Genomic DNA, 14706 nt, shown 5'->3' with positions numbered 1-14706 from the left:
CCATGAGTAAGATTGTTTTAGCAACAGGCAACCAAGGTAAAGTTCGCGAGATGGCAGATATTCTGTCTGAGTTTGGTTTTGACGTTGTCGCACAAAGTGAATTTAACGTTTCAGAAGTCGCTGAAACAGGAACGACTTTCATTGAAAATGCCATCATCAAAGCTCGCCACGCAGCGAAAGAAACAGGGCTGCCAGCCATTGCTGACGACTCAGGTTTAGAGGTTGATTACTTAAATGGAGCTCCGGGCATCTACTCAGCGCGTTACTCAGGTGAAGGGGCAACCGATAAGCAGAACATCGAAAAATTGCTAGACGCGATGCAAGGTGTCGAAACTGAAAAGCGTACTGCGCGTTTCCACTGTGTGTTGGTGCTAATGCGTCACGAAAACGATCCAACACCATTGGTGTGTCACGGAAAATGGGAAGGTCGCATCCTTACCGAAGAACATGGTGAGAATGGCTTTGGCTACGATCCCGTATTCTTTGTTCCAGAAGATAACTGCGCATCAGCAGAGCTTGAATCTTCACGTAAGAAGCAACTATCACACCGTGGCAAAGCACTTGCGTCACTATTTAAAGCCCTTAAGGAGCAAGCTCTGTAATGCACGACGCAGCGCTAATACCACCCGCACTTAGCCTCTATGTACACATCCCATGGTGTGTACAAAAGTGTCCGTATTGTGATTTTAACTCTCACGCTCTGAAAGCAGAGATCCCTGAAAAAGAGTACATCGATGCACTGCTTGAGGATCTCGATACAGACATTGAGAAATATCATCTCAATGGCGCACCTCGCCCACTGCATTCGATCTTTATTGGTGGCGGTACTCCAAGCCTGTTTTCTCCTGAAGGAATTGGCCGATTGTTACAAGGCATTGAACAGCGCATCCCGTTCAAACTTGAAATAGAAATCACCATGGAAGCCAACCCGGGAACTATCGAAGCTGAGCGTTTTGCAGGTTACCAAAAGGCGGGGGTGAGTCGAATCTCGGTGGGTGTGCAAAGTTTTGAGCAAGAGAAACTAGAAAGACTTGGACGCATTCATGGTCAAGATGAAGCGGTCAACGCAGCTCATCTAGCACATAAGATCGGATTAAACAGCTTCAATCTAGACTTAATGCACGGCTTACCCGATCAGAGTATTGCACAAGCGTTGGCTGATTTAGACAAAGCGATCGAACTCGATCCTCCGCACTTATCTTGGTATCAGCTAACAATAGAACCTAACACCATGTTCTATTACAAAACACCAAAGCTGCCTGATGATGATGACCTTTGGGATATCTTCGACCTAGGCCATAAGAAGCTCGCTGACGCAGGTTATGTACAGTACGAAATCTCAGGCTACAGCAAGCCGGGATATCAGTGCCAACATAACCTCAACTACTGGCGCTTTGGTGATTACCTAGGTATTGGCTGTGGCTCTCATGGCAAGCTGAGCTTTGCAGATGGACGCATTGTTCGCACCACTAAGGTTAAGCATCCTAGAGGCTACCTAGCTGCGTACCAAAACATGGTAAAGCCTTATCTATCCGATGAATTTGAAGTGCCGAATGAAGACCGCCCTTTTGAGTTCTTCATGAACCGCTTTAGGTTAATGGAAGCATGTCCAAAGCAAGATTTCATTGATACGACAGGGCTTGGTTTTGATGCTGTTCAGTCAACGATTGAATGGGCAAAAGAGCTAGGCTACTTGAATGAAACCCACACTCACTGGCAGATCACTGAAAAAGGGAAGCTATTCCTCAACGATTTGCTGGAAGCCTTTATGGCAGAAGAAGACGAATAGTTAGAGATTCGAGAAGCATTGCGTAAGGGTTGGCTTTAGGGTCAACCCTTTTTGTTTTATAGCCCTCTCTCGGAGCGAAGCGTTCTATAGGACAACGTCCGTGCTCGCACCTTTCTCTAGAAAATAGAACGACCGATACGCTCTGAAAGCAACTCTAGAGCCTTAGTACCTGCGAGCGAGTTGCCAGAAGGATCAAGCTCTGGGGACCACACGGCGATTGTCATCTCACCCGGAACGATGGCAATAATACCGCCACCGACGCCCGATTTTCCTGGCATACCAACACGGTAGGCAAACTCGCCCGCACCATCGTACAAACCGCACGTCGCAAGCAAAGCATTCAACTGCTTGGTTTGGACTGGCGTGATGATCTCTTTCTTGGTTTGAACCGACACGCCTTTGTTTGCCAAGTAACTGAAGGTTTTTGCCAAATCTACACACGTCATTTTAAGCGCACAGGCATGAAAGTAGTTATTCAGAACAGGGATAACATCATTTTCAAAGTTACCAAATGAACGCATCAAGTAAGCGATAGCCGCATTACGATCGCTGTGCATCATTTCTGAAGCCGCTACTATCTTGTCATACACAATATGAGTATCACCCGACAACTGGCGCACAAACTCCAACAAGCGATGTCTCGGTGCTGACAGGCGGCTTTGTAATAGATCCGCTACGACAATAGCACCCGCATTGATAAACGGGTTACGGGGAATCCCCTGCTCCATCTCAAGCTGAATCATCGAATTAAAGGCTTGACCTGAAGGCTCTTTGCCTACTCTTTGCCAAATCTCTTCAGGCTTGTATAGCACCATAGCTAACGTAAGGCTCAAGGCTTTGGAGATAGATTGCACAGAAAATGCTTCTTCAGCGTCGCCTGCTTTAATCACCTCACCTTCATTGGTGTATACCGCGATCGCCAGTTTCTGGTTCGATACGCGAGCCAGTGCAGGGATATAATCAGCGACCTTTCCCTGTCCAATTAAAGGACGAACTTCGTCTAAGATCTCGGCTAAAATAGCTTGAGTTGGTTTCATGTGCGCTTACTTCTATATTGTTATTTTTGTAGGGGTGTTACGTTACTTTCTGTCCTTAAGCCTTTATAGCAATAAAAGCCTAAGGACAAAAAAGCCAACATTACAATAATGTTGGCTTTAATCAATCCCATAAAGTGTAGGGGTTAAATCCTAAGTCGGATTGCCCTTCACTTAATTTGATTCAGAATTACTTAGTACGCTTGAACTTAATGTCCCAAACACCATGACCTAAACGGTGGCCACGAGCTTCAAACTTAGTTAGCGGGCGCTCATCAGGACGAGGGATGTAATCACCATCTTCAGCGATGTTTTCGAAGCCTGGAGCTACGTTCATCACTTCAATCATATGTTCTGCGTAGTTTTCCCAGTCTGTTGCCATGTGGAAAATACCAGTATCAAGTTGAAGCTTGCCGCGAACCATCTCTGCAAACTCAGCCTTAACGATACGACGTTTATGGTGGCGAGCTTTGTGCCATGGGTCAGGGAAAAACAGTTGCAGTGTATGCAGGCTGCTATCTGGAATCATGTGTTCAAATACTTCTACCGCATCGTGACACATTACACGCAGGTTAGTTACGCCAGCATCGCGAGCTGTACCTAAACACGCACCAACACCCGGGCTATGAACTTCAATACCTAAGAAGTTTTTCTCAGGTGCGTTCTTTGCCATTTCAACCAGTGATGCACCCATACCGAAGCCAATCTCTAGTACAACCGGGTTATCGTTGCCAAATACTTCTTTCCAGTTAAGAAGCTCTGGGTTGTAGTCGATACCCATTGTTGGCCAACATTCATTCATCGCGTTCTCTTGGCCTTTTGTTAAGCGGCCTTCGCGGCGAACAAAACTACGGATCTTACGAACCAGTTTGCCGTCTTCAGTATATTCGTTAGTGGTCACTTCACTCATTGATTTTTGCCTGCACATTGATTAATCAAAGCGGGGATTATCCAAAGAATTGCCTCCGGTGCAAGTCTTTCCGTGGATAAATTCCCACACAATTTGTCTGTTTTACATCCAACGTTAAGTGTGGTGCAATTTCACTTCTAATAATAGCAAAGCATAGAGCATGTCGTGACTCCTTTCGCAACCGCCATATTAAAGTGGTATGACGCCTACGGGCGTAAAGAATTGCCTTGGCAACAAAACAAAACCGCCTACACCGTTTGGCTATCTGAAATCATGCTTCAGCAGACTCAGGTTGCTACGGTGATTCCATACTACCAGCGCTTCTTGGAACGCTTTCCAACGGTTATCGACCTAGCGAACGCCGAACAAGATGAGGTACTCCACTTATGGACAGGGCTTGGTTATTACGCACGAGCTCGCAATCTACATAAAGCAGCTAAGATCGTTGCTGAGCAATATGATGGTGAATTTCCGCTTTCTATCGAAGAGATGAACGCGCTACCGGGCATCGGTCGCTCGACTGCAGCTGCAGTGCTGTCTTCGGTTCATAAGCTTCCTCATGCGATTCTTGATGGCAATGTAAAACGAACGCTTGCGAGAAGCTTTGCCGTTGAAGGGTGGCCGGGGCAAAAGAAAGTCGAGAACCAGCTTTGGGAACACGCCGAAGCACATACACCGAAGAAAGATGTCGATAAGTACAACCAAGCAATGATGGACATGGGAGCGATGGTTTGTACCCGTAGCAAACCTAAATGTACCCTTTGCCCAATTGAAAGCATGTGTGAGGCCAAGAAGCTCGATAGACAGCTCGACTTCCCAGGCAAAAAGCCTAAGAAAGAAAAGCCAGTAAAAGAAACATGGTTTGTGATTCTGTATCACGATAACCAAGTGTGGCTCGAACAGCGCCCTCAATCTGGTATCTGGGGCGGATTGTTTTGTTTCCCTCAAAATGAAAACGCAGAGATCGAACATCAACTAGATCTTCGCTCGATCAAAGACACTCAAACCAATTCGATCAAGACCATGATTGCGTTTAGACACACTTTCAGCCACTACCACTTAGATATCACGCCAGTATTAGTGAAATTAGATAAACAACCAGATTTGATAATGGAAGGGACTAAAGGTCTCTGGTATAACTTATCAAAACCGGAAGAAATTGGCCTAGCCGCTCCTGTAAAGCAGCTTATTGAGAGCCTACCCTTTGAACTGAACGACGACGTTTGAATCAACGAACGCGATAAGAGGAACCACTATGAGCCGCACTGTATTTTGTGCTCGCCTTCAAAAAGATGCTGAAGGCCTAGATTTTCAACTTTACCCAGGTGACTTAGGTAAGCGTATCTTTGACAACGTGTCTAAAGAAGCTTGGGGACAATGGCAAAGCAAGCAAACTATGCTTATCAATGAAAAGAAGCTAAACATGATGGATCCTGAGCATCGTAAACTTCTTGAAACTGAGATGGTTAACTTCCTTTTCGAAGGTAAAGATGTCGTAATTGATGGCTATACTCCACCAAGCGAATAAGACATTTATTTAAGCAATTTTTAATGACATCATGGTTAACGCTGCGATGTCATTTTTGTATGAGGAACTATGAAAAAGCTAAGTTACTTCCTAACAGCCATGTTATTAACTGGCTGCAGCCGTGAATTTGTCGAAAGCATTTATGATGTTAATTACGAACCGACCAACCGATTTGTAAGCAACTTAGCGGAGCTACCTGGTCAGTTTGAAAAAGACACCGGAGCACTAGATGCTTTGATTAATAGCTTTTCTGGCAATATCCAAAAACGCTGGGGCAGTAGTGAAGTAAAAATGGCAGGTAAGAGTAACTATGTGAAATACATAGATAATTACCTGAGCCGTTCAGAAGTAAACTTTAGCGAAGGCCTCATAACGGTAGAAACGGTCTCCTCGACTGAACCTAAAAAACACCTCAAAAACGCAATCATGACAACGCTTTTGACGCCAGATGATCCAGCGCATGTCGACCTATTCTCTTCCAAAAGCATCAAATTAGAAGGCAGGCCTTTCCTCTACAACCAAGTTGTAGACCAAGAAAAAAAGCCTATCCAATGGTCTTGGCGCGCTAACCAGTTCGCTGATTACCTGATCGCTAATAACCTAAAAACCAAAGAAGTCGACTTTAAAAAAGCCTATTACGTTGAGATCCCAATGGTAGCCGATCACGCCAGTCAGCGTAGTTATCAATACGCCGATATCGTTCGACGAGCATCGCAACGTTATGACATTCCTGAAGACTTGATCTACGCGATTATCAAAACAGAGAGTAGTTTCAACCCCTACGCGGTGAGTTGGGCGAATGCATACGGTCTTATGCAGGTGGTGCCTAAAACCGCTGGTCGAGATGTGTTTAAGCTAGTAAAGAACAAGCCTGGAGAGCCAAGTCCTGAGTATTTATTCAATCCAGAAAACAACATTGATGCTGGCACCGCATACTTTTACATACTCAAAAATCGTTATTTGAAAGATGTAAAACACCCGACAACGCTCGAGTACAGCATGATTTCAGCATACAACGGCGGCACGGGTGGCGTACTCAATACCTTCAGTAAGGACAGAAAGCGAGCAATGCGAGACCTAAACTCGCTGCAACCTAGCCAAGCGTACTGGGCACTTACTAAAAAGCACCCAAACAAAGAGTCGCGTCGTTACTTAGAAAAAGTAACAAAATTCAAGAAAGATTTTAACCAAGGTAAAACGTAAGCCTCACTTTTGAATAAAAAAACAACTAACGAACGTTTTTTTTAATTATTTTCAAAAAAGGTGTTGACGGTTATGAAGAAAATCCGTTTAATAGCGCTCCGTTGCCCGGATAGCTCAGTCGGTAGAGCAGAGGATTGAAAATCCTCGTGTCGGTGGTTCGATTCCGCCTCCGGGCACCACAATTTGATTTGTTGGTGTCAACACTCTTTAACAGGGAGTAGCAACACGGACAAAAGCATAAAGAATTTAGTGTGCCGACTTAGCTCAGTAGGTAGAGCAACTGACTTGTAATCAGTAGGTCACCAGTTCGACTCCGGTAGTCGGCACCATTCTTTTGCCTCGATAGCTCAGTCGGTAGAGCAGCGGATTGAAAATCCGCGTGTCGGTGGTTCGATTCCGCCTCGAGGCACCATTATTTGGTACTTAACAAATAATGGTCTTTATAGACCTGATGTTGAGACAAGTAATTCCCCTTTAGTTCAGTTGGTAGAACGGCGGACTGTTAATCCGTATGTCGCAAGTTCAAGTCTTGCAAGGGGAGCCATTTTTAAAGGACTTCATTTTATATGAGGTTTTAATTGAAGAGTTTAACTCTTTAAGCAAAGAATTTAGTGTGCCGACTTAGCTCAGTAGGTAGAGCAACTGACTTGTAATCAGTAGGTCACCAGTTCGACTCCGGTAGTCGGCACCATTCTTTTGCCTCGATAGCTCAGTCGGTAGAGCAGCGGATTGAAAATCCGCGTGTCGGTGGTTCGATTCCGCCTCGAGGCACCATTATTTGGTGCTTAACAAATAATGGTCTTTATAGACCTGATGTTGACACAAATAATTCCCCTTTAGTTCAGTTGGTAGAACGGCGGACTGTTAATCCGTATGTCGCAAGTTCAAGTCTTGCAAGGGGAGCCACATTCAAAAAAGCCAAGTCGAAAGACTTGGCTTTTTTCGTTTGAACAAAAGCAAACTCTATTCAATATACTCATCAGCTCTACTCTTAATCAGTCTCGATAAATTGAGTTATCTCCTTCTAGTACTCTTACTACAGCAGCAGATTCTAAGATCTATAAAGAGTCCCCCACTCCAACAGAACCACTCATCCCAAAGTTCATGACACGCTAATCTTCACATCAAAAAAACAGAACCGAGTTCTGTTACTTTTTTTTCTTCGAAAATTTAATCTCTATCATGTTTTGATGTCTTTCTAATATCAGCCCTACACCACTTAGATTAAGATTCGATGAATTATACCTAATACTAATTATTGAATCGCTGCGCGGGGAAATATGAAACTAAAAACGCAAGCTTACTTATTATCGGGCATCATATTGATCGCCCTGCTAGCACTGACGGCTACTGGTTTATGGACATTGAGAGTCGCTAGCAACATGGACAACAAGGCTCGTGTGACAGAGCTATTTAAGAGTGCATACAGCATCCTTACTGAAGTCGAGAAGATGGCGATTGATGGCACTCTAGAAGAAGAGCAAGCTAAGAAACTGGCTACTCGCCTTCTTCGTAACAACATCTATAAAGACAATGAATATGTTTACGTAGCCGATGAGCACATGACGTTTATCGCTACACCATTAGATCCTCAACTACACGGAACCAGCTTTAACGACTTTAAAGATGGCGACGGCAATAGTGTTGGTCAGCTAATCCAAAGAGTACTTGGTAATCGTACTGGCCAGATCATTGAGTACACCTGGACACAAAAACTGCCAGATGGAACGATTGAAGAAAAACTGTCTATTGCAGAGAAAACGCCACATTGGGGCTGGGTTGTCGGCACCGGTATCGGATTCAATGAAGTTAACGCTCGTTTTTGGTCTACTGCTCAATGGCAGCTATTCCTTTGTGTGGTGATTGCTGGTCTTATTCTAGCGAGCCTAATTGTATCCATTAAACGCATGCTAGCGCTTCTTGGCGGCGAACCTAAAGACGTACGAGAAGCAGTACAAGCCGTAGCACAAGGTCGAATTCAAACCTCTTTCGAAACTCAGGCAACAGCCGGCAGTATTTACCAGGCAGTACAACAAATGAGTAAATCACTGGCTGAACTAGTATCAAACCTTGATGCTTCAATGCTGGCATTAAGGGGCGAACTGCAGCGCGTAGAAGATCGCGCTGGGTCAATTGCTCAACTGACAGAGACCCAACAGCAATCAACAGAAATGATAGCGACAGCAATGACCGAGATGGCCTCTTCAGCCAATAACGTTGCTGATTCCGCTAGCGATACCGCGCGCAACACAGATGAGGCCGACAAACAGAGCCAACATACCCAACAACTCATTCACAACACAGTAGATAACATTCAAGGCCTAGCAGGCCAACTAGGCACAGCAAGCGAAGCTGTCGCTAACCTAGATAACGATGTAAACAACATTGCAAAAGTATTGGATGTGATTGGTGATATAGCGGAGCAAACTAACCTGTTGGCACTTAACGCAGCCACTGAAGCAGCTCGAGCTGGCGAACAAGGTCGTGGATTTGCTGTTGTAGCAGATGAGGTTCGTAACCTTGCAGGCCGAACACAATCGAGCACCAAAGAAATCCAATTAATGATTAATAACCTTCAAGAAGGATCTCGCAACGCAATTCAAACCATGGAAGTTTGTGCCGCGACCAGTGAAAGCACCGTAACAGAGTCTCAAAACGCCTCTGAAGCACTACAACAGATTGTTGTCGCATTAGAGTCCATTTCATCAATGAGTCATCAAATCGCAACAGCGGCCGCTGAGCAGACTCAGGTGAGCGATGATATATCGAAGCGTATCAATATGATCGAAGAGAGCGGTAACCAACTGAGTAATGTCGTAACAGAAAGTCATAACAGCACCCAAAGTCTTGCCTCTCTTTCCAACGAATTAGAAGCTTGGGTTAATAGGTTTGAAGTAAAACACTAAACTCCCTAGAAATTTTTTAAATAAAAAAGCACGTTTTCATACGTGCTTTTTTTATTTCGGCGCCCATTCAGTGTAGTTAACCGTAGTTTTACTATCTTTTAGGGCATGCTAGACCTAGGTTTTTCACCCCAAACGAGCAAAAACAACCCACTAAGTATAGAAAAACATCAAACGATACTTTTTTTGCAATTTAATGTTGACCCAGAACGCGAAAACACGTTTAATACACCTCGTCGCCCGGATAGCTCAGTCGGTAGAGCAGAGGATTGAAAATCCTCGTGTCGGTGGTTCGATTCCGCCTCCGGGCACCACAATTTATTTGTTGGTGTCTTAGACAACAACAGTAAAGCACAAAGAAATATTATGTGCCGACTTAGCTCAGTAGGTAGAGCAACTGACTTGTAATCAGTAGGTCACCAGTTCGACTCCGGTAGTCGGCACCATTTCTTTAAAGCTTTAAGAATAATTCCCCTTTAGTTCAGTTGGTAGAACGGCGGACTGTTAATCCGTATGTCGCAAGTTCAAGTCTTGCAAGGGGAGCCAAGTTAATCATCAAGCATAAGCTTTTTGATTCATGATGCCGACTTAGCTCAGTAGGTAGAGCAACTGACTTGTAATCAGTAGGTCACCAGTTCGATTCCGGTAGTCGGCACCATTCTCTTGATTAGAGACTAAACAATCAATTCCCCTTTAGTTCAGTTGGTAGAACGGCGGACTGTTAATCCGTATGTCGCAAGTTCAAGTCTTGCAAGGGGAGCCAATTAAAAGAAGCCGCATCATTGATGCGGCTTTTTTGCATTTAAAGATCCTAACTTATTAATACAACTACCCTCACCTTTCAAATACCATATTCAATTCAGAAACCAACCGTTTTTATATCCTTCCAAAGCTACAAATCTTCGCTACTTAATGCAATTCAAAATCTCCCAACAACAAACGACACATTCACGTAAGAGCTAGTCACAGTACGTTGCTACTCATTTTATTGATGAGGAGATCGGTTGAAAAAATCAATGCTAAATTTGGATATGAGAAAGCTTAATGACGAATCAAATAAGCGCTAGAAAAGCTCTGTAAGACACTTCAATCCAAATTGACACACAGGTCACTCTTTATCAAAACTATCCACAACAATAGCGCCCATAGAGGCTGGCATTGAAATAACAATCACTCTTTTGATCGATACGATGGGATCACTTAATAGAGGTAATTTGTCTAGGCAAGTCAGTACCAAAGCAACGACCAATGCCGTCATAACATAAGCAATAACTATTCTGAAAATAAACACCGGCAACCGAGCAACAACATCTTTTTGAAAGACACTCTCATACGTATAGAAGCCTAAGAACACCGCAGACAGTAAAAATAGCAGCAATAGATTAGCGGTAGGTAAAGTCTCCCCTAACTTCCAAGCCTCTTCAGAAAAAGAAATCGGCACGGCCAAAGCGAAAGATCCCACAAAGATCTGGCTCGCATCTTCAAAGTTAAAACTCAATTTCATAGTTAGATCCATTAGGTTTTAAGGCTTTATCTATTTCTTAAAAAATCACAAAACTATCCACCGATGACTTGGGGATTTTCTATTCTTACCAAGCAAACAGTAGTCACCTTCTATCTTTATCTTAGTCGCAATAGCCAAAACATAGCTTGAACTAACCAGCAAGAAATCAATATGCTCAGAGCAAAACGGTCAAACAACCAATTCATATCTAGTCAACAAGCAAATCAGAATCGAAGAGAGACCGGTAAATATCCTAAAATACCATCCCCTAGAACCAGAGAACATCGCAATCAGTTGGGGATGAACATCAATGCACGTGTAGATACGGATACGAGGGATGCTCTATTTCTTAGATTAAATATCCCTCCAACACCACTTTGGAACGCAACCTATCAACTCTCACCTTTCAAAGCTGAATTTACTCCACTTTCACCCTTTAAAGTGGTTCTAACAAGGCTCTCAATACCATCGAGAGTAGTTTTAAGCTCAATGCATAACAAGAGACATTAAGTCGACTCATTATGAGCTCTAGCGTTCTTAAGAGAAGCCTCCATGATAGAGCCCTAATTACACATCAGAACTATCCTCTAGATTCACAGACAGGACAGAAGTCAGGTTTCATGGAGGAAGGGCTGTAATCTAGTACCTGACGGACACTCGCTAAATCGAGAAACAGCCTACAAGTGCAGAGCAAAAAGATGGGCTGTAGGGCCTGTATAGTTTCAGGTGCGAGAAGGGGATACGTTGAGTCAGTTCTGTCTCATAAAGCTAACTTACACATCGTATGGCTCGAGTTTTTGAGCACTAAGCTTAAAGCAGTGTGCATTTGAAGTGATGCTCGTGCCAAATCATATCAAGAGTCAGAAATGATGTACTCCATAGTCATAGGGTTGGTTTTGGAGAACACCGATGCTGTAGGCTAAGGGGAGTCTTTTGTGTAAATTATTCGACTGACGTGCGAAGCACTGTAATTTAGATGCAAAAAAGCACCGCGATTTCTAGCGAGGCTTCTTATAATACCAATTTCATTAAATTCATGATCTAATATATACTCTGAAAGGAGCCTATATGAACTCAGATTTATCAAAGCTTATCGGCACAACCTCCAACGTGAGGTTGAGGCTAAGATTACTCGCGGTCTCTCACTTTATCGATGGTAAAAATCGAACTGAAATCGCGTCATTTCTTAAAGTCAGTCGTCTCAGTGTGAATAAATGGATCAAGGCCTATCTTGATTTTGGTGTTGAAGGGTTAGTAGAAAAACCTCATACAGGAAGACCTTCCAGACTCACTATTGAGCAAAAAAACATCTTAAAGAATACGTCACTTCAAATGCAATAAAACCTGAAGGTGGGCGCTTACAAGGGAGTGACATCACACAATTCATCCTTGATGAATTTGATATATCTTACCAGCCATCCGGTGTATACCGCTTACTGCATGAACTTAATTTGAGTTGGATAACGACACGTTCAAAGCACCCAAAACAATCAGAAGAAGCTCAAGAATCTTTTAAAAAAATTCCCAATAGAAACGATCCTTAAGATCCCTGGGCATATCCACTTAAAAGAAGTGCTTGTTTGGTTTCAAGATGAAGCTAGATTTGGTCAACGCAATACCACAACCAAGATTTGGGCAGAAAAAGGAACTCGACCTAGAGCCGTTCAACAGCAACAATTTGAGTACGCTTATTTGTTTGGAGCCGTTTGTATCAATACAGGCGAAGCTGAAGCTATTGTTTCACCGTTAAGCAACATGGAAGCAATGACGAAGCATCTTGAATTAATCTCAACGGCGACCCCTAGAGGTAAACATTCCGTGGTTATTATGGATCAAGCGAGCTGGTATCAAACACATTTAGCCAATCATTTTAAGAACATCACGATAATCCATATCCCGCCATATTCACCAGAATTAAACCCGATAGAACAAGTTTGGCAATGGCTTCGACAATACAAGTTAGCGAATAGGTGTTTTGAAAACTATAACGATATAGTGAACTCAGTATGCAATGCTTGGAACAGTTTTTGTGAAGATAAACGCAGAGTCCAATCCCTCTGCTTTAGAGATTGGACTCGATTGGTAAGTTATACCAATTCCATTAAATTTGTGATCTAATATGGACTCTGAAAGGAGTCTATATGAACTCAGATTTATCAAAACTTATCAGCACAACCTCCAACGCTAGGTTAAGACTAAGATTACTCGCCGCATCTCACTTTATTGATGGTAAAAATCGAACTGAAATCGCTTCATTTCTTAAAGTCAGTCGTCTTAGTGTGAACAAATGGATAAAAGCCTATCTCGATTATGGCGTTGAGGGACTAACAGAAAAACCTCATACGGGAAGGCCTTCCAGACTGACTACTGAGCAAAAAGCACACCTTAAAGAATACGTCACTTCAAATGCGATAAAACCTGAAGGTGGGCGTTTACAAGGGAGTGATATCGCACAATTCATCTTTGATGAATTTGACGTTTCTTACCAACCATCCGGTATATACCGCTTGTTGCATGAACTTAACTTGAGCTGGATAACAACGCGTTCAAAGCACCCAAAACAATCAGAAGAAACCCAAGAGTCTTTTAAAAAAATTCCAAATAGAAACGATCCTTAAGATCCCTGGCCATATCCACTTACAAGAAGTACTTGTTTGGTTTCAAGACGAAGCTAGATTTGGTCAGCGCAATACCACAACCAAGATTTGGGCTGAAAAAGGAACTCGACCTAGAGCCGTTCAACAGCAGCAATTTGAGTACGCTTATTTGTTTGGAGCTATTTGTGTCAATACGGGCGAAGCTGAAGCGATTGTTTCACCGCTAAGCAACATGGAAGCCATGACGAAGCACCTTGAATTGATCTCAACGGCGACACCTATTGGTAAACACTCAGTGATTATTATGGATCAAGCAAGCTGGCATCAAACACACTTAGCCAATCACTTTAAGAACATCACGATAATCCATATCCCGCCCTATTCACCAGAATTAAACCCAATAGAGCAAGTTTGGCAATGGCTTCGTCAGTACAGGTTAGCGAATCGGTGTTTTGAGAACTATAACGATATAGTGAACTCGGTGTGCGAAGCTTGGAACAGTTTTTGTGAAGATAAACGCAGAGTCCAATCTCTCTGCTTTAGAGACTGGACTAGATTGATAAGTTAATTAATGGAATTGGTATTAATTAATGGAATTGGTATAAGTAGCGGAGTAGCTGGGATCTCAGGCGACCGGAATTCGTGGTTGGAGACCAAATTATCGATACCCAGAAACGACGAAAGCCTAGTCATAAGACTAGGCTTTCTAATAAGTGGCGGAGTGGACGGGACTCGAACCCGCGACCCCCGGCGTGACAGGCCGGTATTCTAACCAACTGAACTACCACTCCGCAGTGTCTATTCAGCATAAAGCAATTTGAGCCTGACGATGTCCTACTCTCACATGGGGAAGCCCCACACTACCATCGGCGCTATTGTGTTTCACTTCTGAGTTCGGCATGGAATCAGGTGGGTCCACAATGCTATGGTCGTCAAACAAATTCTGTTGTTAATTTGGTGAATCAAATCAACTAAATAGTGGTGCTGATACCCAGACTCGAACTGGGGACCTCACCCTTACCAAGGGTGCGCTCTACCGGGCTGAGCTATATCAGCAATTCAAGAACCGTTTAAAAACGACTCTAAAATTTTAAAGCCTGGCGATGTCCTACTCTCACATGGGGAAGCCCCACACTACCATCGGCGCTATTGTGTTTCACTTCTGAGTTCGGCATGGAATCAGGTGGGTCCACAATGCTATGGTCGCCAAGCAAATTTTGCTTTTACTTTCAGTTTTT

The 14706-nt window shown here is 43.5% G+C and carries 10 protein-coding genes, 14 tRNA genes, 2 rRNA genes and 1 pseudogene; 20 read left to right on the top strand and 7 right to left on the bottom strand.

Features of this window, described 5'->3' with window-relative positions:
• Positions 1–2: 2 nt before the first annotated feature.
• Positions 3–602, top strand: coding sequence for an XTP/dITP diphosphatase (locus tag OCV19_RS02165; protein WP_065675454.1), 600 nt, complete (start codon positions 3–5; stop codon positions 600–602).
• Positions 602–1789: a radical SAM family heme chaperone HemW gene (hemW, locus tag OCV19_RS02160; protein WP_065675453.1), complete on the top strand. Its 1188-nt coding sequence runs from the start codon at positions 602–604 to the stop codon at positions 1787–1789. Before OCV19_RS02165 ends, hemW begins: the two co-directional genes overlap by 1 nt.
• A 116-nt stretch (positions 1790–1905) precedes the next feature.
• Here hemW and glsB read toward each other — a convergent pair whose 3' ends face one another.
• A complete protein-coding gene (gene glsB / locus OCV19_RS02155) occupies positions 1906–2826 on the bottom strand; it encodes a glutaminase B (protein WP_048611451.1) in 921 nt (306 codons plus the stop codon).
• A 187-nt stretch (positions 2827–3013) separates the two neighbouring features.
• Entirely contained in the window at positions 3014–3733 is a 720-nt protein-coding gene (trmB, locus tag OCV19_RS02150; protein WP_004735468.1) for a tRNA (guanosine(46)-N7)-methyltransferase TrmB, read from the bottom strand.
• Between the two features lie 165 nt (positions 3734–3898).
• Between trmB and mutY the strand changes: the two genes are divergently transcribed.
• The 16 genes from mutY (at position 3899) to OCV19_RS02070 (ending at position 10130) form a co-directional block, all read left to right on the top strand.
• Entirely contained in the window at positions 3899–4960 is a 1062-nt protein-coding gene (gene mutY / locus OCV19_RS02145; protein ID WP_065675452.1) for an A/G-specific adenine glycosylase, read from the top strand.
• Between the two features lie 28 nt (positions 4961–4988).
• A complete protein-coding gene (locus OCV19_RS02140; protein WP_010435637.1) occupies positions 4989–5261 on the top strand; it encodes an oxidative damage protection protein in 273 nt (90 codons plus the stop codon).
• Positions 5262–5330: 69 nt separating this feature from the next.
• The gene (mltC, locus tag OCV19_RS02135; RefSeq protein ID WP_048615689.1) at positions 5331–6464 is read left to right on the top strand and encodes a membrane-bound lytic murein transglycosylase MltC; all 1134 of its coding nucleotides are present in this window, start codon (positions 5331–5333) and stop codon (positions 6462–6464) included.
• A 103-nt stretch (positions 6465–6567) separates the two neighbouring features.
• Positions 6568–6643: transfer RNA gene (locus tag OCV19_RS02130), tRNA-Phe, on the top strand.
• A 74-nt stretch (positions 6644–6717) separates the two neighbouring features.
• Positions 6718–6793, top strand: a tRNA-Thr gene (locus tag OCV19_RS02125).
• A 7-nt stretch (positions 6794–6800) separates the two neighbouring features.
• Positions 6801–6876: transfer RNA gene (locus OCV19_RS02120), tRNA-Phe, on the top strand.
• Positions 6877–6932: 56 nt separating this feature from the next.
• A tRNA-Asn gene (locus OCV19_RS02115) sits at positions 6933–7008 on the top strand.
• Between the two features lie 71 nt (positions 7009–7079).
• Positions 7080–7155, top strand: a tRNA-Thr gene (locus OCV19_RS02110).
• A 7-nt stretch (positions 7156–7162) separates the two neighbouring features.
• Positions 7163–7238, top strand: a tRNA-Phe gene (locus OCV19_RS02105).
• Between the two features lie 56 nt (positions 7239–7294).
• Positions 7295–7370, top strand: a tRNA-Asn gene (locus tag OCV19_RS02100).
• Positions 7371–7744: 374 nt separating this feature from the next.
• The gene (locus OCV19_RS02095; protein ID WP_065675451.1) at positions 7745–9370 is read left to right on the top strand and encodes a methyl-accepting chemotaxis protein; all 1626 of its coding nucleotides are present in this window, start codon (positions 7745–7747) and stop codon (positions 9368–9370) included.
• A 235-nt stretch (positions 9371–9605) separates the two neighbouring features.
• Positions 9606–9681: transfer RNA gene (locus OCV19_RS02090), tRNA-Phe, on the top strand.
• Between the two features lie 56 nt (positions 9682–9737).
• Positions 9738–9813, top strand: a tRNA-Thr gene (locus OCV19_RS02085).
• Between the two features lie 24 nt (positions 9814–9837).
• Positions 9838–9913: transfer RNA gene (locus OCV19_RS02080), tRNA-Asn, on the top strand.
• A gap of 36 nt (positions 9914–9949) precedes the next feature.
• Positions 9950–10025: transfer RNA gene (locus OCV19_RS02075), tRNA-Thr, on the top strand.
• A gap of 29 nt (positions 10026–10054) precedes the next feature.
• A tRNA-Asn gene (locus OCV19_RS02070) sits at positions 10055–10130 on the top strand.
• A gap of 345 nt (positions 10131–10475) precedes the next feature.
• Here OCV19_RS02070 and OCV19_RS02065 read toward each other — a convergent pair.
• Complete coding sequence (locus tag OCV19_RS02065) at positions 10476–10871, bottom strand: DUF2391 family protein (protein ID WP_065675450.1); 396 nt, start codon at positions 10869–10871, stop codon at positions 10476–10478.
• A gap of 1068 nt (positions 10872–11939) precedes the next feature.
• Between OCV19_RS02065 and OCV19_RS02060 the strand changes: the two are divergent.
• A pseudogene (locus OCV19_RS02060) lies at positions 11940–12989 on the top strand (IS630 family transposase).
• Positions 12990–13012: 23 nt separating this feature from the next.
• Positions 13013–14036, top strand: a protein-coding gene (locus OCV19_RS02055) for an IS630 family transposase (RefSeq protein ID WP_139093586.1) whose coding sequence is annotated in 2 segments (ribosomal slippage) — positions 13013–13459 and positions 13461–14036 — 1023 coding nt in all. Because the reading frame shifts where the segments join, the coding sequence is not laid out codon by codon here.
• 146 nt (positions 14037–14182) lie between these two features.
• On the opposite strand, the gene OCV19_RS02050 is transcribed toward OCV19_RS02055, so the two are convergent.
• The 4 genes from OCV19_RS02050 to rrf (OCV19_RS02035) all read right to left on the bottom strand — a co-directional run bounded on the left by OCV19_RS02050 (position 14183) and on the right by rrf (OCV19_RS02035) (position 14679).
• Positions 14183–14259 (bottom strand) — tRNA-Asp (locus OCV19_RS02050).
• A 30-nt stretch (positions 14260–14289) separates the two neighbouring features.
• A 5S ribosomal RNA gene (gene rrf / locus OCV19_RS02045) occupies positions 14290–14405 on the bottom strand.
• A 42-nt stretch (positions 14406–14447) separates the two neighbouring features.
• Positions 14448–14524 (bottom strand) — tRNA-Thr (locus tag OCV19_RS02040).
• Positions 14525–14563: 39 nt separating this feature from the next.
• A 5S ribosomal RNA gene (gene rrf / locus OCV19_RS02035) occupies positions 14564–14679 on the bottom strand.
• Positions 14680–14706: the final 27 nt, after the last annotated feature.

Source organism: Vibrio celticus (assembly GCF_024347335.1).
GTDB lineage: Bacteria > Pseudomonadota > Gammaproteobacteria > Enterobacterales > Vibrionaceae > Vibrio > Vibrio celticus.
The sequence above is the reverse complement of the archived record's forward strand: the minus strand, read 5'-3'. Positions and strand labels throughout refer to the sequence as shown.